Annotated in this window: 22 protein-coding genes and 4 tRNA genes; 7 read left to right on the top strand and 19 right to left on the bottom strand. The window is 73.9% G+C overall.

The annotated features are described in order from the left end of the window. Positions 1 to 35: 35 nt before the first annotated feature. The 16 genes from Q1A09_RS17805 to Q1A09_RS17880 all read right to left on the bottom strand — a co-directional run bounded on the left by Q1A09_RS17805 (position 36) and on the right by Q1A09_RS17880 (position 12,933). Positions 36 to 788, bottom strand: a complete 753-nt coding sequence (locus Q1A09_RS17805) for a YebC/PmpR family DNA-binding transcriptional regulator (protein WP_299957917.1) — start codon at positions 786 to 788, stop codon at positions 36 to 38. Continuing rightward, positions 785 to 1,450, bottom strand: coding sequence for a pyridoxal 5'-phosphate synthase glutaminase subunit PdxT (gene pdxT, locus Q1A09_RS17810; protein ID WP_299957919.1), 666 nt, complete (start codon positions 1,448 to 1,450; stop codon positions 785 to 787). Before pdxT ends, Q1A09_RS17805 begins: the two co-directional genes overlap by 4 nt. After that, positions 1,447 to 2,364 (bottom strand): pyridoxal 5'-phosphate synthase lyase subunit PdxS, encoded by a 918-nt coding sequence (gene pdxS, locus Q1A09_RS17815; protein ID WP_299957922.1) that lies wholly within the window; start codon positions 2,362 to 2,364, stop codon positions 1,447 to 1,449. Before pdxS ends, pdxT begins: the two co-directional genes overlap by 4 nt. A gap of 52 nt (positions 2,365 to 2,416) precedes the next feature. Then, positions 2,417 to 2,965, bottom strand: coding sequence for a hypothetical protein (locus Q1A09_RS17820; RefSeq protein ID WP_299957925.1), 549 nt, complete (start codon positions 2,963 to 2,965; stop codon positions 2,417 to 2,419). A gap of 11 nt (positions 2,966 to 2,976) precedes the next feature. Continuing rightward, a complete protein-coding gene (locus Q1A09_RS17825) occupies positions 2,977 to 4,194 on the bottom strand; it encodes a glycosyltransferase family 4 protein (RefSeq protein ID WP_299957927.1) in 1,218 nt (405 codons plus the stop codon). Next, a complete protein-coding gene (locus Q1A09_RS17830; protein WP_299957930.1) occupies positions 4,194 to 5,156 on the bottom strand; it encodes a phosphatidylinositol mannoside acyltransferase in 963 nt (320 codons plus the stop codon). Before Q1A09_RS17830 ends, Q1A09_RS17825 begins: the two co-directional genes overlap by 1 nt. Further along, positions 5,153 to 5,809, bottom strand: coding sequence for a phosphatidylinositol phosphate synthase (gene pgsA / locus Q1A09_RS17835; protein ID WP_299957933.1), 657 nt, complete (start codon positions 5,807 to 5,809; stop codon positions 5,153 to 5,155). The genes Q1A09_RS17830 and pgsA overlap by 4 nt, the downstream gene beginning before the upstream one ends. Beyond that, a complete protein-coding gene (locus Q1A09_RS17840) occupies positions 5,810 to 6,451 on the bottom strand; it encodes an HIT domain-containing protein (protein ID WP_299957936.1) in 642 nt (213 codons plus the stop codon). Continuing rightward, positions 6,448 to 8,481: a threonine--tRNA ligase gene (thrS, locus tag Q1A09_RS17845; protein ID WP_299957939.1), complete on the bottom strand. Its 2,034-nt coding sequence runs from the start codon at positions 8,479 to 8,481 to the stop codon at positions 6,448 to 6,450. The genes Q1A09_RS17840 and thrS overlap by 4 nt, the downstream gene beginning before the upstream one ends. 79 nt (positions 8,482 to 8,560) lie before the next feature. Continuing rightward, the gene (locus Q1A09_RS17850; protein ID WP_299957941.1) at positions 8,561 to 9,679 is read right to left on the bottom strand and encodes a CapA family protein; all 1,119 of its coding nucleotides are present in this window, start codon (positions 9,677 to 9,679) and stop codon (positions 8,561 to 8,563) included. 36 nt (positions 9,680 to 9,715) lie between these two features. Next, on the bottom strand, positions 9,716 to 10,270 hold the full coding sequence (locus tag Q1A09_RS17855; protein ID WP_299957944.1) for an MOSC N-terminal beta barrel domain-containing protein: 555 nt from the start codon (positions 10,268 to 10,270) through the stop codon (positions 9,716 to 9,718). 10 nt (positions 10,271 to 10,280) lie between these two features. Next, complete coding sequence (locus Q1A09_RS17860; RefSeq protein WP_299957947.1) at positions 10,281 to 10,688, bottom strand: HNH endonuclease; 408 nt, start codon at positions 10,686 to 10,688, stop codon at positions 10,281 to 10,283. 112 nt (positions 10,689 to 10,800) lie between these two features. Continuing rightward, positions 10,801 to 10,872, bottom strand: a tRNA-Val gene (locus Q1A09_RS17865). A gap of 26 nt (positions 10,873 to 10,898) precedes the next feature. After that, positions 10,899 to 11,414, bottom strand: coding sequence for a TIGR02611 family protein (locus Q1A09_RS17870; protein ID WP_299957950.1), 516 nt, complete (start codon positions 11,412 to 11,414; stop codon positions 10,899 to 10,901). 14 nt (positions 11,415 to 11,428) lie between these two features. Further along, the gene (locus Q1A09_RS17875; RefSeq protein ID WP_299957952.1) at positions 11,429 to 12,310 is read right to left on the bottom strand and encodes an anti-sigma factor domain-containing protein; all 882 of its coding nucleotides are present in this window, start codon (positions 12,308 to 12,310) and stop codon (positions 11,429 to 11,431) included. After that, on the bottom strand, positions 12,307 to 12,933 hold the full coding sequence (locus Q1A09_RS17880) for a sigma-70 family RNA polymerase sigma factor (RefSeq protein WP_299957954.1): 627 nt from the start codon (positions 12,931 to 12,933) through the stop codon (positions 12,307 to 12,309). The genes Q1A09_RS17875 and Q1A09_RS17880 overlap by 4 nt, the downstream gene beginning before the upstream one ends. A gap of 172 nt (positions 12,934 to 13,105) precedes the next feature. Between Q1A09_RS17880 and Q1A09_RS17885 the strand changes: the two genes are divergently transcribed. The 4 genes from Q1A09_RS17885 (at position 13,106) to Q1A09_RS17900 (ending at position 14,114) form a co-directional block, all read left to right on the top strand. Beyond that, entirely contained in the window at positions 13,106 to 13,681 is a 576-nt protein-coding gene (locus Q1A09_RS17885; protein ID WP_299957956.1) for an SsgA family sporulation/cell division regulator, read from the top strand. A 119-nt stretch (positions 13,682 to 13,800) separates the two neighbouring features. Then, positions 13,801 to 13,873: transfer RNA gene (locus Q1A09_RS17890), tRNA-Gly, on the top strand. Positions 13,874 to 13,915: 42 nt separating this feature from the next. Continuing rightward, positions 13,916 to 13,986 (top strand) — tRNA-Cys (locus Q1A09_RS17895). Between the two features lie 53 nt (positions 13,987 to 14,039). Then, positions 14,040 to 14,114 (top strand) — tRNA-Val (locus Q1A09_RS17900). A 94-nt stretch (positions 14,115 to 14,208) separates the two neighbouring features. On the opposite strand, the gene Q1A09_RS17905 is transcribed toward Q1A09_RS17900, so the two are convergent. Beyond that, a complete protein-coding gene (locus Q1A09_RS17905) occupies positions 14,209 to 14,727 on the bottom strand; it encodes a VOC family protein (protein WP_299957959.1) in 519 nt (172 codons plus the stop codon). Between the two features lie 92 nt (positions 14,728 to 14,819). After that, positions 14,820 to 15,416, bottom strand: coding sequence for a dephospho-CoA kinase (gene coaE / locus Q1A09_RS17910; RefSeq protein ID WP_299957962.1), 597 nt, complete (start codon positions 15,414 to 15,416; stop codon positions 14,820 to 14,822). A 211-nt stretch (positions 15,417 to 15,627) separates the two neighbouring features. On the opposite strand from coaE, the gene Q1A09_RS17915 reads away from it, so the two are divergent. Next, positions 15,628 to 15,882, top strand: a complete 255-nt coding sequence (locus Q1A09_RS17915) for a hypothetical protein (protein WP_299957965.1) — start codon at positions 15,628 to 15,630, stop codon at positions 15,880 to 15,882. 478 nt (positions 15,883 to 16,360) lie between these two features. Here the strand turns inward: Q1A09_RS17915 and rpsA are convergent, their stop codons facing one another. After that, positions 16,361 to 17,857, bottom strand: a complete 1,497-nt coding sequence (gene rpsA, locus Q1A09_RS17920; protein WP_299957967.1) for a 30S ribosomal protein S1 — start codon at positions 17,855 to 17,857, stop codon at positions 16,361 to 16,363. Between the two features lie 236 nt (positions 17,858 to 18,093). Here rpsA and Q1A09_RS17925 point away from each other — a divergent pair, with 236 nt between their 5' ends. After that, positions 18,094 to 18,939 (top strand): class I SAM-dependent methyltransferase, encoded by an 846-nt coding sequence (locus Q1A09_RS17925; protein WP_299957970.1) that lies wholly within the window; start codon positions 18,094 to 18,096, stop codon positions 18,937 to 18,939. Positions 18,940 to 19,021: 82 nt separating this feature from the next. Next, complete coding sequence (locus Q1A09_RS17930) at positions 19,022 to 19,588, top strand: 2'-5' RNA ligase family protein (protein WP_299957973.1); 567 nt, start codon at positions 19,022 to 19,024, stop codon at positions 19,586 to 19,588. Positions 19,589 to 19,669: the final 81 nt, after the last annotated feature.

The raw sequence follows: 19,669 nt of genomic DNA on the forward strand, positions 1-19,669 counted from the left end.
CGAGCCTGCGAGTGGTGGGGGGCGAGGGGGTCCTTTCAGGCGTCGATGGTCTCCAGGACCTCGTCGGAGACGTCGTAGTTGGCGTAGACGTTCTGCACGTCGTCCAGGTCCTCGAGGGCGTCGATCAGCTTGAAGACCTTGGCCGCGCCGTCGGCGTCCAGCTCGACCTGCACGCTGGGCACGAAGCCCATGTCGGCGGAGTCGTACTCGATGCCGGCCTCCTGCAGGGCGGTGCGGACGGCGACCATGTCACCGGGCTCGCTGACCACCTCGAAGGTGTCGCCCAGGTCGCGCACCTCCTCGGCACCGGCGTCCAGCACGGCCATCAGCACGTCGTCCTCGGTGTGGCCGGCGGCCGGGACGACGACGACGCCCTTGCGGGAGAACAGGTAGGACACCGAGCCCGGGTCGGCCATGGTGCCGCCGTTGCGGGTCATCGCGGTGCGCACCTCCATCGCCGACCGGTTCTTGTTGTCGGTGAGGCACTCGATGAGCACGGCGACACCGGCCGCGGCGTAGCCCTCGTAGGTGATGCCCTGGTAGTCGACGCCGCCGGCCTCGGCACCGGACCCGCGCTTGACCGCGCGGTCGATGTTGTCGTTGGGCACCGAGCTCTTCTTCGCCTTCTGGACCGCGTCGAACAGCGTCGGGTTGCCCGCCAGGTCACCGCCACCGGTACGAGCCGCGACCTCGATGTTCTTGATCAGCTTGGCGAAGAGCTTGCTGCGCTTGGCGTCGATCCCGGCCTTCTTGTGCTTGGTCGTCGCCCACTTGGAATGGCCGCTCACGAGACTCTCCCCTCACTGTCGGCACCTGCAGTGGCACCGTCGGAAACCTGGTGGCGGGCACGGGCTGCCCGCACCAGCTCCACGAACACCGCGTGCACCCGGGTGTCACCGGTGAGCTCGGGGTGGAAGCTGGTCGCCACCAGGTGACCCTGGCGGACGGCGACGATCTTACCGTCGGCCGGCCCGCCCACGACCCGGCCGAGGACCTCGACCCCTGGACCGGCCTCCTCCACCCACGGCGCGCGGATGAAGACCGCATGCACCGGGCCGCCCGCCACCCCGGCGATCTCGACCTCGGTCTCGAAGGAGTCGACCTGCCGGCCGAAGGCGTTGCGCCGCACGGTGACGTCCAGGCCGCCGATGGTCTGCTGGCCGGCGGGGGCGTCGAGCACCGTGTCGGCGAGCATGATCATCCCGGCGCAGGACCCGTAGGTGGGCAGCCCGCCCCGGACAGCGTCCCGCAGCGGCTGCAGCAGCCCGAACCGCTGCGCGAGGTTGGCCATGGTCGTGGACTCACCGCCCGGGACGACGAGCCCGTCGACCGCGGCCAGCTCCTCGGGACGCCGCACCGTCACCGCCGTCGCACCCAGCCCGCGCAGCACGGCCAGGTGCTCCCGGACGTCGCCCTGCAGCGCGAGGACCCCGATGGTGGGGGCGCTCACCAGCCGCGGGTGGCGTACCGCTCGGACTGCGGCAGCGTGCTGACGTTGATGCCGACGATCGCCTCGCCGAGCCCACGGGAGACCTTGGCGATGACGTCGGCGTCGTCGAAGAAGGTGGTGGCCTGGACGATCGCGGCCGCGCGCTGTGCCGGGTCGCCGGACTTGAAGATGCCCGAGCCGACGAACACGCCCTCGGCGCCCAGCTGCATCATCATCGCCGCGTCGGCGGGGGTGGCGATGCCGCCGGCGGTGAACAGCACGACGGGCAGCTTCCCGGTGCGGGCGACCTCGACGACCAGGTCGTGCGGGGCGCGCAGCTCCTTGGCGGCGACGAACAGCTCGGTGTCGTCGAGGGTGGCCAGCCGCTTGATGCCGCTGCGCAGGGCGCGCATGTGCCGGGTGGCCTCCACGACGTTGCCGGTACCGGCCTCGCCCTTGGAGCGGATCATCGCCGCGCCCTCGGCGATCCGCCGCAGCGCCTCGCCCAGGTCGGTGGCACCGCAGACGAACGGCACGGTGAAGTCGGTCTTGACGATGTGGTGCGCCTCGTCGGCGGGGGTGAGCACCTCGGACTCGTCGATGTAGTCGACGCCGAGGGACTGCAGCACCTGGGCCTCGACGAAGTGGCCGATGCGCGCCTTGGCCATGACCGGGATGGAGACCGCGTCGATGATGCCGGCGACCATGTCCGGGTCGCTCATCCGCGCGATGCCGCCCTGGGCGCGGATGTCGGCGGGCACCCGCTCCAGCGCCATCACCGCGACCGCGCCGGCGTCCTCGGCGATCCTCGCCTGCTCGGGGGTGACGACGTCCATGATCACGCCGCCCTTGAGCTGCTCGGCCATCCCGCGCTTGACGCGCTCGGTGCCGGTGCCGGGGGCGGTGTCGGTGGACTCGCTGGCGTGCTGGGTCACGGTGTGCTGCCTCGCAGGGTCGTCGGGCGCGGACGGCCCAGCGTACGGCGGTTCAGCGAGCCGGCAGCCCGCCCTGCGGGCCCCCGCCGTACAGCGGCCCGGCGAGCACGGCGTCCAGCCCGTCGTCGATGTCGAAGTAGCGCGGCAGCGGACGGCGACCGTGCAGCCGCAGCACCCGGGCCAGCCGCCCGTGCCGCAGCGCCCGGGTGTCCCGGACGGCGTCGTTGTAGAAGCGCCGGGCCAGACCGACCCGGACCCCGGCCTCGGTCAGCTCGGCCGGCCGCGTCGCCTCGGGCACCCGCTGCAGCAGCCGGCCCAGCGCGTTCTCCGCGGCCTCCCGGTCACCGGCCGACGGAGCGCGCGCACCGGCCGAGGCGGTCGCCAGCGCGGCGGCGAGGTCCGGCCCCAGCGCATCGGCGTGCTCGCGGGCCAGCGCGGCCGCCAGCTCCGCCCGGCGCAGCAGCGCGGCGTCCAGCACCTCCCGCGCCCGGCGGACCCGGCCGGCCAGCCGCCGCAGCCGGGTCAGCGTCCACGCCGTCCACAGCAGGAGCAGGACCAGCAGGACGCCGGCCACGAGCAGCAGCCAGGCACCGGTGGTCACGGCTGCTCAGGCTAGCGGCGCACCCGCCGGCGGAAGGGCCACGACGTCCCGGGTTCACCCGCGAGGTCACCCAGCAGGGCGGCGTCGTCGGCGGTGGAGGCGGTGACGCCCACCCCACCGGGCGGGGCGACCGTCTCGTACACGGCGAGGATGCGCCGGGCGATGACCGACCAGTCGTAGCCGGCGGCCACCCGGTGGCCGGCGGTGGTCAGCTCGGCCCGGCGGGTCGGGTCGGCGAGCAGGCCGCCCAGCGCGGTGGCCAGCGCGGCGGCGTCGCCGCGCGGCACGAGCACGCCGGCCGCGCCGTCGTCCAGCACCCGGGCGAAGGCGTCCAGGTCACTGGCGACGACCGGCGCACCGGCGGCCATCGCCTCCAGCAGGATCACCCCGAAGGACTCCCCCAGCAGGTTGGGGGCGCAGTAGACGTCGACCGAGCGCAGGAAGGCGCCCTTGTCCGCCTCGCTCAGCTCGCCCAGGAGCGACACGTGCGGGCGGAGGTCCTCCCCCACCAGCTGGTCCAGCTCGTCCGGGTCGCCCCGGCCGGCCACCAGCAACTGCGCCCCCGGGTGCTCCCGGACGACGGTGCGCATCGCCTCCAGCAGCACCGGCAGGCCCTTGCGCGGTTCGTCGTAGCGCCCGAGGAAGCCGACCGTGGGGCCGCCCGTGCCGCGCCGGGAGCCGGACAGCGAGGGGCCTTCGGCGAAGGCCGGCACGTGCACGCCGTTGGGGATGACCACCGCGTCCCCGCCGAGGTGCTCCACCTGGACCCGCCGGGCGAAGTCGGAGACGGCGATCCGGCCGGCCACCTTCTCCAGCCAGGGCCGGGCCCACGGGCCGAGGGCAGCGAGCACCTTGGAGCGGGTGGTCGCGGCGTGGAACGTCGCCACGATCGGGCCCTCGGCGATGATGCACACCAGCAGCGAGAGCGAGACCGACGCCGGCTCGTGCACGTGCACGACGTCGAAGTGCCCCTCCCGCAGCCAGCGGCGGGCCCGGGCCGCCGAGACCAGGCCGAAGGACACGCTGGCCATCGACCCGTTGTAGGGGACCGGCACCGCGCGGCCGGCCCAGGTCACGTGCTCGGCGGGCAGCGACTCCTCGTGCAGCGCAGGGGTCAGGATCTCGACGTGGTGCCCCAGCCCGCGCAGGGTCTCGGCGAGGTCACGCACGTGGTACTGGACGCCGCCGGGAACGTCCCACTGGTAGGGGCAGACCAGCCCGACCCGCATCAGCCGGTCACCGCTCGCGTCGCGTCGGCGGGGCCGGGCGCGGGGCGCCCCTCGGGGCCGACCTCGGGCCAGATCCGGCCGAGCACGTGCCAGTCCTCGGGCCGCTCGGCGATGGTCGCGGCGAAGGCGTCGGCGACCTGCTGCATCGCGGTGGTCACCCGGTCCCGCAGCCGGCCGGGGCCGTCCACCGGCACCGGTGGGTGGACGACGAACCGCCAGCCCGCGCCGTCGAACTGGCAGACCGCCGGCAGCAGGGTGGCGCCGGTCTGCGCGGCCAGCAGGGCCGGGCCGCCGGGCATCGTCGTCCGCCGGCCGAAGAACTCCACCGCCACGCCGGCCCCGGACAGGTCCCGGTCGACCAGCAGGCAGGTCGTGCCGCCCGCGGTGAGCCACTCCTTGAGCACGGTGGCGCTGGGCCGTTCGCCACCGGTGAGCGGCACGACCCGCATGCCCAGCCCCTCGCGGTAGGCGACGAACCGGCGGAAGAGGGACTCCGGGCGCAGCCGTTCGGCGACGGTGACGAAGGGCCCGCCCAGCCAGCGCACCAGCCACACCCCGGCGGCGTCCCAGTTGCCGCTGTGCGGCAGCGCGATCACGATCCCGCGCCCCCGTGCCCGGGCCGCCTCCAGGTGCTCCCGCCCGACCAGGGTCGAGTGGGCGACCACCCGGCCGGTGTCCAGCACCGGCAGCCGGAAGGCCTCCTGCCAGTAGCGGGCGTAGGACCCCATGGCGCGCCGGGTGAGCGCGTCCAGCTCGGCGTCGGTCGCGCGCCCGCCGGTGACCACGTCCAGGTTGGCCCGCAGCTGCCGTACGCCGCGGCCTCCCCGGCGGGCGGCGGCGGCGGCGCCACCGCCGGCGAAGACGGCGCGCGCCACCGGCTCGGGCAGCAGCCGCACGGCCCGCCAGCCGGCCGCGTAGCCGGCATCGGTCACCCGGTCGAGGAGGACGGCGCGGCGGCTCACGACGCGGGGCGGCCGGAGGTCTCGTCGCTCGCGGCCGCCGACGGCAGCCGCATGCCCTGCGAGCCCCGGTACACCGCGGCCACCCGCTGCCCCACCGTCACCGCGCTGCCGGCCAGCAGCACCCACAGCGCCACGTGCACCGCGTACGGGATGCCCAGCCCGGTGAACCCGGTGCCGACCAGCACCAGGATCAGCCGCTCGGTGCGTTCCACGACGCCGACGTCGGCGGACAGCCCCATCCCCTCGGCGCGGGCCTTGACGTAGGAGGTGAGCACGCCGAGCACCAGGCAGAGCAGCGCCAGCAGCACGAGCAGCCGGTTGTCCCCCGCACCGGAGAACCACCACACCAGCCCGCCGAAGATGGCTGCGTCCGCGGCCCGGTCGCCGGTGGAGTCCAGCACCGCGCCGAACACCGAGCCGCCGCCGCGGGCCCGGGCCAGCGCACCGTCGAGCATGTCCAGCAGCACGAACACGGTGACCGCGAACGCGCCCCAGAACAGCTCGCCGTTGCCGATGAGGAAGACCGCGGAGGCGACCGCGCCGATCGTGCCGGTCAGGGTGACCGCGTCGGCGGTGACCCCCAGCTTGACCAGCGCACGGACGACGGGCGCCCAGAAGCGGCCGACGACGGGGCGCAGGTTGACGCCGAGCACTCAGGCCCCCGTCGCGGTCGGGTGCGCGGACGACCCAGCGGAGGGCGCAGCCGACGGCCAGGCGCCGGCCAGCAGCGCCCGGGTCTCGGCGAGCACCTGCGGCAGCACCCGGGTCAGCCCGATCACCGGCATGAAGTTGGTGTCCCCGCCCCAGCGCGGCACCGCGTGCTGGTGCAGGTGGTCGGCGATGCCGGCACCGGCCACCGAGCCTTGGTTCATCCCCACGTTGAACCCGTGCGCGCCGCTGACCGACCGGACCACCCGCATCGCCGTCTGGGTGAACGCCCCCAGCTCGGCGACCTCGGCGGTGGTCAGGTCGGTGTAGTCGGGCACGTGCCGGTACGGCACGACCATCAGGTGGCCGGCGTTGTACGGGTAGAGGTTCAGGACAGCGAACACCGTCTCCCCGCGGGCCACGATCAGCCCGTCGGAGTCCGACATCGCCGGGATCAGGCAGAACGGGCAGTCGTGGTCGCCGGTCGGCTTGTTCTCGCCCCGGATGTAGGCCATCCGGTACGGCGTCCACAGGTGGTCGAAGCCCGACGTCGGGCCGCCGTCGTCGTTGCGCACCGGCACCCGGTACCCGGCCTCTCCGCCTGCCCGACCCTCGCCCGGGTCGCCGACCTGCTCCCCGCTGGTCATCCGGCCACCAGCGGGGTCTCCGCGTTCGGGTCGGCGTTGTGCCGGCCCTCGACCCAGGCGACGACCTGGGCGACGGCCTCGGCCACCGGCACCCCGTTGCGCTGCGATCCGTCCCGGTAGCGGAAGGAGACCGCGCCGGCCTCGGCGTCGGTCGCGCCGGCGATCAGCACGAAGGGCACCTTCTGCTTGCTGGCGGTGCGGATCTTCTTCTGCATCCGGTCGTCGGAGTCGTCGATCTCCACCCGGATGCCGCGGGCGCACAGCTGCAGCGCGACGTCGGTCAGGTAGGGCACCTGCTCGTCGGTGATCGGGATGCCCACCACCTGGACCGGGGCCAGCCAGGCCGGGAACGCGCCGGCGTAGTGCTCGGTCAGCACGCCGAAGAACCGCTCGATCGAGCCGAACTTCGCCGAGTGGATCATCACCGGCTGCTGCCGGGTGCCGTCGGCGGCGCTGAACTCCAGGCCGAAGCGGGCCGGCTGGTTGAAGTCGTACTGGATGGTCGACATCTGCCAGGTCCGGCCGATCGCGTCCCGGGCCTGCACGCTGATCTTCGGGCCGTAGAACGCCGCGCCGCCCGGGTCGGGGACGAGTTCCAGGCCGGTCTCCCGGGCCGCGTCCTCGAGCACCGAGGTGGCCAGCGCCCACTCCTCGTCGGAGCCGATGAACTTCTCCGAGTCACCGCGGGTGGACAGCTCCAGGTAGTAGTCGTCCAGACCGAAGTCGCGCAGCAGGCCGAGCACGAAGGCCAGCAGGTGCCGGATCTCCCCGGGCGCCTGCTCCGGGGTGACGTAGCTGTGCGAGTCGTCCTGGGTCAGGCCGCGCACCCGGGTCAGGCCGTGCACGACGCCGGACTTCTCGTAGCGGTAGACCGAGCCGAACTCGAAGAACCGCAGCGGCAGCTCGCGGTAGGACCGCCCGCGCGACCGGAAGATCAGGTTGTGCATCGGGCAGTTCATGGCCTTGAGGTAGTACTTCGAGTTCTCCAGGTCCATGGCCGGGAACATGGTGTCCTCGTAGTACGGCAGGTGCCCCGAGGTCTCGAACAGGCCGCCCTTGCTGATGTGCGGGGTGCCGACGTAGGAGAAGCCCTCCTCGATGTGCCGGCGGCGGACGTAGTCCTCCATCTCCCGCTTGACCACCCCGCCCCTGGGGTGGAAGACGACCAGGCCGGAGCCGATCTCGTCGGGGAAGCTGAACAGGTCCAGCTCCACGCCCAGCCGGCGGTGGTCCCGGCGCTCGGCCTCGGCGAGCTGCTCCAGGTACGCCTTGTGCGCGTCCTTGCTCTCCCAGGCGGTGCCGTAGACCCGCTGCAGCTGCGGGTTCTTCTCGCTGCCCCGCCAGTAGGCGGCGGCGCTGCGGGTGAGGCTGAACGCCGGGATGGTCGACGTGCGCGGCAGGTGCGGGCCACGGCACAGGTCGGTCCAGACCCGCTCGCCGGTGCGCGGGTCGAGGTTGTCGTACATGGTCAGCTGCGCGCCGCCCACCTCGACGTCGGCGCCCTCGGCCGCCTCCTCGTCACCGGCGCCGCCCTTGAGGCCGATCAGCTCGAGCTTGTACGGCTCGTGCGCCAGCTCGGCCCGCGCCTCGTCGTCGCCGATCTCCCGGCGGCTGAAGTTCTGCCCCTGCTTGACGATCGCCTGCATGCGCTTCTCCAGCGCCTGCAGGTCCTCGGGGGTGAACGGCCGCTCGGGGTCGAAGTCGTAGTAGAAGCCGTTCTCCACCGGCGGGCCGATGCCCAGCGAGGTGCCCGGGAACAGGTCCTGCACGGCCTGGGCCAGCACGTGCGCGGTCGAGTGCCGGATCACCGCGCGGCCCTCGGCGCTGGCAGCCGGGACCGGCTCGACCTCGGTGTCGACCTCGGGGGTCCAGGCGAGGTCCTTGAGATCACCGGAGGAGACCTCACGGACGACGACCGCGCCGTCCGGGCCCTTGAGCGGCACCCCGGCGTCCTTGAGCGCCTGCAGGGCCGTCGTCCCGGCCGGCACCCGGATCGGGGTGACGACGGTGGGCGAAGGCGGGGTGGACACGTGAGCTCCCGAGGGTCGGCGCGGGCCCGGTCGGTCGGCCGGGCCTGTCGAGACTAGTGCGCCGGGACGACGGTCCGGGTCAGCCGGGGACGATCGCCAGCCCGTCGGCCACGGCGCCGCGGGCGTCGAGGACCGCGCCGATCCGTGCCGCGCTCTCCGGGTCGGCGGGCACCAGCCGGACGGCGTCGGCGCCCACCTCGATCCGCACCGGCACCGCCTCGGCCCGGGACACGGTGAACCGGCCGTCCCCGCCGCGGGTGAAGGTGAACCGGGCGATGACCGAGTCCTCGGTGTCGTAGCCGCGGGTGCTGTGCTCGGCGAGGTGGTTGCCCAGGCCGTAGGCCGCCCACTCGCCGTCCACCTGCTCGAAGGGCTGGACGACGTGGGCGTGGTGGCCCAGCACCAGGTCGACGTCCGGGGAGGCGAGCAGGGTGCGCACGGCCTCCACCTGGTCCGCGGTCGGCTCGTGGTCGTACTCCGCGCAGCAGTGCACGCTGGCCACCACCACCTCCGCCCCGGCGGCCCGTGCGGCGGCGGCGTCGGCCAGCACCCCGCTCACGTCGGGCACCGCGAAGGTGTCCACCGCCCACGGGGCGTCGGCCGGCAGTGGCACGCCGTTGAGGGAGAACGTCGTGGCCACGTGCCCGACCCGGACGCCGTCGACGTCCACCACCGTCGGCGGTTCGTCCGCGGCCCGGTGGGTGCCGGTGTGCGCGATCCCCGCCGCGTCGAGGGTGTCCAGCGTGCGGACCAGCCCGTCGAGGCCGTCGTCCAGCGAGTGGTTGGAGGCGGTGGAGCACAGGTCGTACCCGGCGCCGGCGAGGGCGTCGACGATCTCGGGCTGGGCGGCGAAGGACGGGTAGCCGGAGTACGGCCCGCCGACCGGGGCCACCGGCGTCTCCAGGTGGCAGATCGCCAGGTCGGCCTGCTCGATGACCGGCGCGATCGGGGCGAAGACCGCGGAGAAGTCCCAGCTGCCGTCGGGCCGGCGCGCGCCGGTGGTCAGCGCACGACCCTGGTGCACCAGCACGTCCCCGGTCGCCACCAGCGTGAACGAGTCCGGCTCCGGCGGCGTGGGCAGGGCGGCCGACGACGGCTCGGCGGTCTCGGTGGACGGCGTGGCGGCCGGGGCGGGCCCGTCGGTGCCGCACCCGGCCAGCAGCACGGCCAGCAGGACCAGCGCAGTTCTCCGGGGCACGGCGGGCAGGCTATCGGCTGCGTCCGGCCGGAACCCTCAGTCGAGCAGGTGCACCTGGTCGCCCTCGGCGACCCGGCCCGGCGTGCGGACCTCGGCGTAGACGCCCAGGCAGTGCTTCGGTGTGCGGACCACCTCGAGCTCGGTCGTGCCGACCCGCAGCCGGCGCCCGACCCAGGCCCGCTCGTCCTGCCCACCGCTCAGCTGCAGCAGCAGGTTGGCCCGCGGGTCGTCGGCCGAGCACCCCTCCGGGACGTCGCCCCCGGCGGCCCGGTCGATCGCCGAGCGGGAGACCAGGTGGACGGCGGCGGCGTCGACCTGCGGTGCGGCCGACGCGGCGAGCCGGACCGGCCGGCCCAGCACCTCGGTCAGCGTGATCGTGTCGGCCTCGGTGTCCCCGGTGGGCACCACGCTGCTCAGCTGCGGCGTCGTCTTCACCGTGACCCGCTCGCCGGTGTCGGCGTCGACCACCGACCAGGCGCGGTCGCCCCGCAGCCCGGCGTCGTCCACCTCGGCCGCGGGCACCTCCCGCCCGGCCAGGGACTTCACCGGGTACACCGAGACCTGGGCCACCTGCCCCACCACGTCGCTCACCCCGGCGACGCTACGCGGGACGGCCGCTGCCCACCTCCCCAGCCGGAGCCTCGCCGCGGCGGCGGAGCCGACGTCGCTGGGCGTCCAGGTAGGGCCGGGCCCGGCGCTGCCCACCGCGCTCGGCGATCGCCCGAGACAACGCATCGAGCAGCCGGGCCAGCCGCTGCCCGTCGGGGTGCCAGCCGCGCCGCTCGCACTCCTCCAGCCACTCGACCGGCGCGACATGGCCGCGGGCGGAGTTGCAGCGCCGGCAGGCGGCCACCTCGTTCTCCAGCCAGGACGGGCCGCCCTTCACCCGTGGCACGACGTGCTCGGTGGTCGGGCCCACCTGGGCGCCGAAGGCGCAGCCGCACCAGATGCAGGTGGGGCCGTCCCGCTCCACGGCGGCCCGCAGACGGGCGGCCCGGTCCAGTGCCATCGCCGTCCATGGTGCGCCCGGTCCGGGCCCCCGCGCCCGCGCGCGCACCACCCCGGGGACGACGAAGGGCCAGGGTCCCCCGTCGTCCGGGTTCACCTGGCCCTGCATCCGGTGGGCGATACTGGGATCGAACCAGTGACCTCTTCGGTGTGAACGAAGCGCTCTACCGCTGAGCCAATCGCCCGGTGCGTCGAACAGTCTGCCAGACGCTCAGCGCCAGAGTGGCACCCACCCCGGGACCCAGTCCGGCACGCCCATCACGTGCAGGGTCACCACCAGCACAGCGCAGACGAACGCCGCGGTCAGCAGTGCGAACGCCAGCCGGACGAACACCGACTGCCGCCCCAGCCACGTCGTCCAGCGGGAGACGTGGTGGCGGGTGAACTCCAGCACCCGCTCGGCCCAGGTGAACTCGGTGGCGAGCACGAAGAGCCCGGCGAACACGGTCAGCCAGCCCGGGCCCGGCAGTGGGATGGTCACGATGCCGAAGGCCACCACCAGGCCACCCACCAGGCCGACCCCGGCGCGGTACGGGGCGTCCAGCGACCGGCGCGTGGCGATCCTGCTCCGCCAGCGCGACTCGGCCACCCGCTCCCGCAGGCTGTGCACCTCGTCGGCGTCGTACCGCGCGCGGCGCTCCTGGGACGTCTCCGGCAGGTCCGGGGCCGGGGTCAGGCCGTCCGGGGACGCCGGACGCCGGGGCAGGTGCTCCCCCGGTGCCGCCATCGTGTCCGATCCGCTCAGCTGGTCACCTGCCCGTTCGCGACGATGTCCGTCGGTTCCGACGGAGCCTGCTGACCGGGCTCGATGCTGACGGCGTAGGCCGAGTACTCGTCCAGCCCGGTCGCCGCCGAGCCTACGGTCCGCAGGTCCATCTGGGGAGTGACCACGTCGAACGTCCCGATGGCCACTGGGGAACCAGCACCTATCCCCCAGAGGACGTACGTGCTGTCGGACCGGTCGTTCACCGGCAGCCCGGTGGCCACCACCTGGGCCTGACCGTCGCGGACCACCACGGTCGCGACCGGCTCGCCGTCCTCGGTGAGCGGCGCGATCGTGGCCTGCCCCGGCACCAGCAGCCCCTCGAGCATCTGCGAGCGCTCGGCGGCCGTCGACCGCGCGGTGTCCAGGTCGCTGGACAGGACGACGTTCCAGGCCCCCAGGGCGAGCACGGCGGCCACGGCGGCGGCCGCCAGTGCCGTGGGCAGCAACCGGCGCCAGGCAGGCCGCAGGTCGGTGGGCTCGGCGAACAGCGGGTCCGGCAGGCCTCCGACGTCCCGCGCGGTGTTGCCCCGCACGGCAGACGGCGGGGGCGGCGCGGAGGCGGGCGGGGTGGCGCGGCGCGACTGGGCCGGCCGAGCCGGGGGTAGCTGCTCGGTCTCCTCGACCGCCGCCCGCAGCCGGTCGCGCAGCCCGTCGGAGGGCTCGGCCTGCGGCAGGTCGCGGGCCATCGCCGCCATCACGTCGGCGGTCTCGGCCACGGTGCGCGCGCAGCGCGGGCAGTCGGCCAGGTGTGCGGCGAAGAGGGCCTCGTCCTCCGGCTCCAGCGCGTGCAGGGTCCAGCCGACCGCCAGCTCGTCCCAGGCCCGGTGCTCGTCGCCCCGGTCGTCCACGGCGCTCATCGCGACGTCCCGTCGGCCGGCGTGGCGCCGGGGAGCCCGGTGCCCAGCGTGTCCTTCAGCCGGCGCATGCCGGCCAGCATCCGCGTCTTGACGGTGCCCAGTGGCGTACCGGTCAGCGCCGCCACCTCCCGCTGGGTGTAGCCGCCGTAGTAGGCCAACGTGAGGGCCTCCCGCTGGTGGTCGGGCAGCGAGCGCAGCGCCGACCGGACCCGGCCGGCCTCCACCCGCTCCCACACGTCGTCCTCCACGTCACTGGTCTGGGTCGGGGCGCTCAGCGCCAGGTCGTCCTCCGCCCGGGCCGTGCGCCGGCGGTGGGACTCCTCGCGACGGACCGCGTCGACCGCCTTGTGGTGGACCATCGTGAGCAGCCAGGAGGCCACGCTCCCCCGGGCGCCGTCGAACGCCGACGGGTCGCGCCACACGCTGAGGAACACGTCCTGGAGCACGTCCTCGGCCAGCACGTCGTCGGCCAGCACCCTCCGCGCCAGCGCGAACGCGGGACGGCGGAACCGCTGGTACAGGTCGTCGATCGCGCCGCGGTCCCCCGCTGCCACCCGACGGACCAGTTCCAGGTCGGCCGCGCCGTCCTCGGGACTGCGCGCTGGTCGGCTCACGAGGCCCATGGTCACACGGGGCGTTCGCAGCGCCCAGGGTGTTCGGTTCAGCGCGTGCCCCCTCCTGCCCAGGACCACCCGGAGGTGTGACACCTGGGACTGGTGTGACTCAGGAGGGACCAGAGGCGCGACACGCCGAGACCATGCGTGACCGAGGGGCTTTCTGGGTCGTTACCAGGACATGGCGCGCTACCCGAGGTCCGGCTGCACTGCACGAACCACCCTCCACCTGGTCGGCCCACAGGCCTGGACCCCCGTCCCGGCGGCACTGGTCTACGACTCCGCCGACCCCTTCGCCGTCCGGGTCCGCTTCGGCGACGACGGCCCCGAGGACGCCGGTCACGACGCCACCCACGAGGGGGGCCTCTTCGGCGTCTCCGACCTCGACCTCACCGCACTCGGCGGTCCGGGCCTCGAGGACGCCGATGTCGACGACCTCGGCGACGAGGGCCCGGACGAGGACGGCGGGGTCGAGTGGCTCCTCAGCCGGGACCTGCTGCGCGCGGGGCTGACCGGGCCCGTCGGCGAGGGGGACGTGCGACTGTGGCCGGCCCGCGGCGGCCTGGACGTGCTGTTCCTGCAGCTGCGCGCACCGTCGGGCGAGGCGCTGTTCGAGCTGTCCGCCGCGGCGGTGGGCGACTTCCTGCGCGAGACGGAGCTGCTCGTCCCGGTCGGCCGGGAGAGCGAGCTGCTGCGCGTGGACGACGAGCTGTCGGTGCTGCTGAGCGGTGGCACGGACAACCCCCGCTCCTGGTGAGGTCCACGCGCCGCTGACCTGCCGGAACAGGCTCCCGGACACCCCCTGGACCCCCCGGGTTTGGAGGCCTGGAACGGGTCGGTTAGAGTTCTCCACGTAACGCGGACTTGCTCCGCAACGCGGACGTGGCTCAGTTGGTAGAGCATCACCTTGCCAAGGTGAGGGTCGCGGGTTCGAATCCCGTCGTCCGCTCGGAACCCCGGGCGCTGGTCGCGAGACCGGCGCCCGGCGTGCGGTGGAGTGGCCGAGAGGCGAGGCAACGGCCTGCAAAGCCGTCTACACGGGTTCAAATCCCGTCTCCACCTCGTCTCCTCCACGGAGCACGGGTGTGGGGGCGAGTCGGTCGTGAGACCGGCACGGGCGATTGGCGCAGCGGTAGCGCGCTTCCCTGACACGGAAGAGGTCACTGGTTCGATCCCAGTATCGCCCACCAGCTGCAGAAGGCCCCAGGTCCACGGACCTGGGGCCTTCTGCCGTCTCAGGGGCGTCCGGCTCGCGCCGCCCCCCCGGCTGTGATCATCCGCACGTCAGCCGACCGGCACCCCGTCGGCCGCAGCGCGCAGCGCGGCGACGTCCAGCTTCGTCATCCCGAGCATGGCCTGCACGGCCCGCTGGGCCCGGGCCGGGTCGGGGTCGGCGAACACCTCCGCCATGCCGGCCGGGACCACCTGCCAGGACAGGCCGTACCGGTCCCGGAGCCAGCCGCACTGGCTGTCCTGTCCCCCGTCGCCGATCAGCCGGTCCCAGAAGCGGTCGACCTCGGCCTGGTCGGCACAGTCGATCTGGAAGGACACCGCCTCGGTGAAGGGGAACTGCGGCCCGCCGTTGATGCCCACGAACCGCTGGCCGGCGAGCTCGAACTCCACGGTCATCACCGATCCGGCCGGGCCAGGTCCACCCTCGGGGTACCGGGCGACGTCCAGGACGCGCCCGTCCCCGAACACGTCGATGTAGTACTGCGCCGCCTCCTCCGCCTGGGTGTCGAACCACAGGTTCGGGACCTGGGTGTCGAACCACAGGTTCGGGACGATCTTCTGCTGCGCCATGCCGAGTCCTCTCCGCGCCGGCGCGCCCCGCACCGGGGCCACATCAGCAGGACCGGGCATGCGGCCGGAACTCATCGCCGCGCGCCGGCGGGTCAGCGCAGTGCCGGCTCCACCCGCTCCGCCCAGAACCGGGCCACCTGGGCCGCGAGCGCCTCCTGGTCCCCGTCGTTGCTCAGCACCACGTCCGCGACCGCCCGCCGCTGCTCGTCGGTGGCCTGGCTGGCCATCCGGGCCCGGGCGTCCTCGGCGGACAGGCCACGGCCCACCAGCCGGCCCACCCGGGTCTCCGGATCGGCCTCCACCACGAGGACCAGGTCGTGGGCTCCCGCCTGGCCGGTCTCCACCAGCAGCGGGACGTCCTGGACGACGACGGCGCCCTCGGGGGCCGCGGAGACCAGCTGGGCGGCGCGGGCGCGGACCAGGGGGTGCACGATGTCGTCGAGGCGGGCGCGGGCGGCCGGGTCACCGAACACGACCGCAGCCAGCGCGGCGCGGTCGAGGCTGCCGTCCGCGGTCAGCACCTCGGTGCCGAACGCCTCGACGACGGCCGCCAGCCCGGGAGCACCGGGCTCCACCACCTCCCGGGCGATGCGGTCGGCGTCCACGATCAAGGCGCCGCGCTCGGCGAGCAGGGACGCCACCGTGCTCTTGCCCGATCCGATGCCACCGGTCAGTCCGATCCTCAGCACGGCGACGACCCTAGGCCCTGCCGTGGCACCGGCGGATCCCCCCTGCCGGCCGCTGTCCACGGGCCCCCGCTGGACGTCGCCGCCGTGTCAGGTCTCGGAGAGGTCACGGCGAGCGGGCACCCGGCGCGTCGCACCAGTCCCACCAGTCACAGGAATTACCTTTCGTCCCGGTGGTCTTCCCCCGCCACAGCAGCAGAGAGGCAGGATCGACATGTCCCGTTCCACGCTCGACGGCACGCCGTCCGCCGGCACCCCCCGCCGCGGTCGGCACCGGATCGAGACCCCCTCCGGGGTCCGCTGCTCCGACCTGCCGGGCGTGCGCGAGCGACTGCCGCAGAGCCGACGGGGCTTCGCGTTCCTGCGGGCCCTGATGCCCAGCGTGCCCACGGGCCGGCACACCTGGGACTTCCTGGCCAACGCCGGCGGTCGCCCCCGCACCGCGTTCGCCATCATCCTGAGCCTCTGATCGCCTGACCGGCCGCGACCGGTCACCCACGCGCTGCCCGACCGAGCCACCGCGCACCGCGAGCTCGGCCGGGCGGCGGCAGGCAGGTCGCACCACACCGAGACCATCGCCGGCTCATGGACGAGCTGGCACCAGGGGAACGGCCGGACGGCTCATGGCTGAGCCCGACGACCCGACGACCCCGCCGACCGCACCGGTCGGCGGGGTCGTCGCGTTGAGCGGGTCGGCACGGGGATCGAGTCGGTATGGGAGCGCGCTCCCGCCGGGACACTCACCGAGGCACCGTCGTGACGGCCCCGCCGTGCCCTCCCCCCCCGGCGCCTCAACGGTCGCGCGGGGCCCCGCCGACCGCCGGTCGTGCACCACCCGACGATGGTGTCGACGGCCGCGCGCCTGGGTGGTCTGCACACGACGGTGCGCCGCCCACCGCGAGCGGTGGACGGCGCACTGTCAGGTGCTGCTCAGTGGAGCTGCAGGGTCACTCGCCGCCGGCGAGCTTCGCCCGCAGGGCCGCCAGCGCCTCGTCGGAGGCGAGAGTGCCGCCGCCGCCACCGGTGCTGCTGCTGCCGCCGCCGGTCGAGGCAACCTCGCCCTCGGGCTCCGCGGCACTGGAGTAGCTGCCACCGGCTGCGGCCTCGGCGTCCGCTGCCTTGGCCTCCGCGATCTGCTTGCGGTGCGCCTCGAAGCGGGCCTGGGCCTCGGCGTACTGCTTCTCCCACGTCTCGCGGGCCTCGTCGTAGCCCTCGAGCCACTCACCGGTCTCGGAGTCGAAGCCCTCCGGGTAGATGTAGTTGCCCTGCTCGTCGTAGGACGCGGCCATGCCGTAGGCAGCCGGGTCGAACTGGTCCTCGTCGCCGACGACGCCCTCGTTGGCCTGCTTGAGCGACAGCGAGATGCGACGGCGGTCCAGGTCGATGTCGATGACCTTGACCAGGATCTCGTCGCCGACCTGCACGACCTGCTCCGGGATCTCCACGTGCCGCTCGGCCAGCTCGGAGATGTGCACCAGGCCCTCGATGCCCTCGTCGACGCGCACGAACGCACCGAAGGGGACCAGCTTGGTGACCTTGCCGGGGACGACCTGCCCGATCTGGTGCGTGCGGGCGAACTGACGCCACGGGTCCTCCTGCGTCGCCTTCAGCGACAGGGAGACCCGCTCACGGTCGAGGTCGACGTCGAGGACCTCGACGGTGACCTCCTGGCCGACCTCGACGACCTCGGACGGGTGGTCGATGTGCTTCCAGGACAGCTCGGAGACGTGCACCAGGCCGTCGACGCCGCCCAGGTCCACGAAGGCACCGAAGTTGACGATCGAGGAGACGACGCCCGTGCGGACCTGGCCCTTGGCGAGCTTGTTCAGGAACTCGCTGCGCACCTCGGACTGGGTCTGCTCCAGCCACTGGCGACGCGAGAGGACGACGTTGTTGCGGTTCTTGTCGAGCTCGATGATCTTCGCCTCGAGCTCGCGGCCCACGTAGGGCTGCAGGTCGCGCACGCGGCGCATCTCGACCAGCGAGGCGGGGAGGAACCCGCGCAGGCCGATGTCGAGGATGAGACCGCCCTTGACGACCTCGATGACGGTGCCGGTGACGACCTCGTCGGCTTCCTTCTTGGCCTCGATCGTGCCCCAGGCGCGCTCGTACTGAGCGCGCTTCTTGGACAGGATCAGCCGGCCTTCCTTGTCCTCCTTCTGGAGGACGAGGGCTTCCACCTCGTCGCCGACCTTGACGACCTCGGTGGGGTCGACGTCGTGCTTGATGGACAGCTCTCGCGAGGGGATGACGCCCTCGGTCTTGTAGCCGATGTCCAGCAGCACCTCATCGCGGTCGACCTTGACGATCACGCCTTCGACGATGTCGCCGTCGTTGAAGTACTTGATGGTCTGGTCGATGGCAGCGAGGAAGTCCTCGGCGGTGCCGATGTCGTTGACCGCGATCTGCGGGGTGCTGTCGGGACGGACCTGGGTGGAGGTCATGTGGTCGAGTGCTCCGGACGGGGGATGCGTAGGGACAGGATCACCCGCGGCCCAGGTGCGACCACGGGGAGGTTCACGGGAGACGTACCGCGGCGGAGCCCCCGTTCCGGGGAGCCGACACCACAGACCTCTGGCGTGATTCCCCATGGTACGGACGCCGGGAGCACCGGTCCACCAGGGGTCGTGGACGGTGCCCTGCCGCACCCGACCCGGTGGCGTGCCACCATCGCCGGGTCATGGACGGCTCCCCCGCAGGTCTGCCCCTGGCCGCGGACGGGTACCCGGCGGCCGGCGGGGTGACGCGCCGCCAGGCGGGTGCCGCCGAGTCCGCCCGGGCCAACCGCGGCTGGTGGGACGCCGCCGCGCCGGCCTACCTCGCCGAGCACGGGTCCGACCTGGGCGACACCGACTTCCTGTGGTGCCCCGAGGGCCTGCGTGAGGCCGAGGCGCACCTGCTGGGCGACGTGGCCGGACGCCGGGTGCTGGAGGTGGGCTGCGGCTCGGCGCCGTGCTCCCGCTGGCTGGCCCTGGCCGGGGCCTCCCCCGTCGCGCTCGACCTGTCCGGCGGGATGCTCGACCGGGCGGCCACGCTGAACCGCCGCACCGGGGTCTCCGTGCCGCTCGTCCAGGCCGACGCGGGGGCCCTGCCCCTGGCCGACGCCAGCATCGACCTGGCCTGCTCCGCCTTCGGCGGGCTGCCGTTCGTCGCCGACGCCGGCGCGGTGCTCGCCGAGATCGCCCGGGTGCTGCGGCCCGGTGGGCGCTTCGTCGCCTCGGTGAACCACCCGGTGCGCTGGGCGCTGCCGGACTCCCCCGACCCGGCGGACCTGCTGGTCGTCTCCTCCTACTTCGACCGGACGCCCTACGTGGAGACCGACGAGCACGGCGCCACCGTCTACGTCGAGCACCACCGCACGGTCGGTGACTGGGTGCGGGCGGTGGTCGGCGCCGGCTTCGTGCTCCGGGACCTGCTCGAGCCGGAGTGGACGCCCGGTCGCAGCCAGACCTGGGGGCAGTGGTCCCCCGAACGCGGCGCGCTGGTCCCCGGGACCCTGATCCTGGTGGGTGAACTGCCGGCCTGACCTGCGCGCGGCCGGGCCGGCTGCCAGGCTGGCCGCCGACGCCGGCCGGTGGGCCGGCCGCTCGACCTGAGGAAGGACCCCGGTGGACGAGACAGCCCAGGCCGTCCTGGCCGATGCGACCGAGAGCGCCGTGGTGGTGCTGGTCCCGGACGTCGATCCCGTGGTGGACGCCCATCGCCGGCAGTTCGACGTCTCCGCGTCCTGGGGCGTACCGGCCCACCTGTCGGTGATCTACCCCTTCGTCACGCCCCGCCAGGTGGACGACGCCGTGCTGAGCGGCCTGGCCGACGTGCTGTGCTCGGAGCCCGCCTTCGACTGCACCTTCGCCGGGACCGCGTGGTTCGGCGAGGAGATGCTCTACCTGGTGCCCCACCCGGAGGAGCCGTTCCGCCGGCTGACCGCCCGGGTCCAGGAGGCCTTCCCCGACCACCCGCCCTACCGCGGCGCCCACGGCGTGCCGGTGCCGCACCTGAGCATCGGGCAGCGCCGGCAGGGCGACCTGTCCGGGCTCCGGCACGCTGAGGAGGCGCTGCGGGCCCGGCTGCCGGTGCGGGCGCCGATCGAGACCGCCGCCCTGTACGCCGGCACCAGGGAGCCGGGTTCCTGGCAGCTGGTCCGCACCTTCCCCCTGGGCCGCCCCACCCGCTGAACCTTCGGTAGCACAGAGCATCGTTGAAGTTCTTGGATCTTGACTTGAGGTGATGGCCTCTCGTTCCGAGGAGTCATCGGT

It is taken from the genome of uncultured Modestobacter sp. (assembly GCF_947486615.1).
Lineage (GTDB): Bacteria > Actinomycetota > Actinomycetes > Mycobacteriales > Geodermatophilaceae > Modestobacter.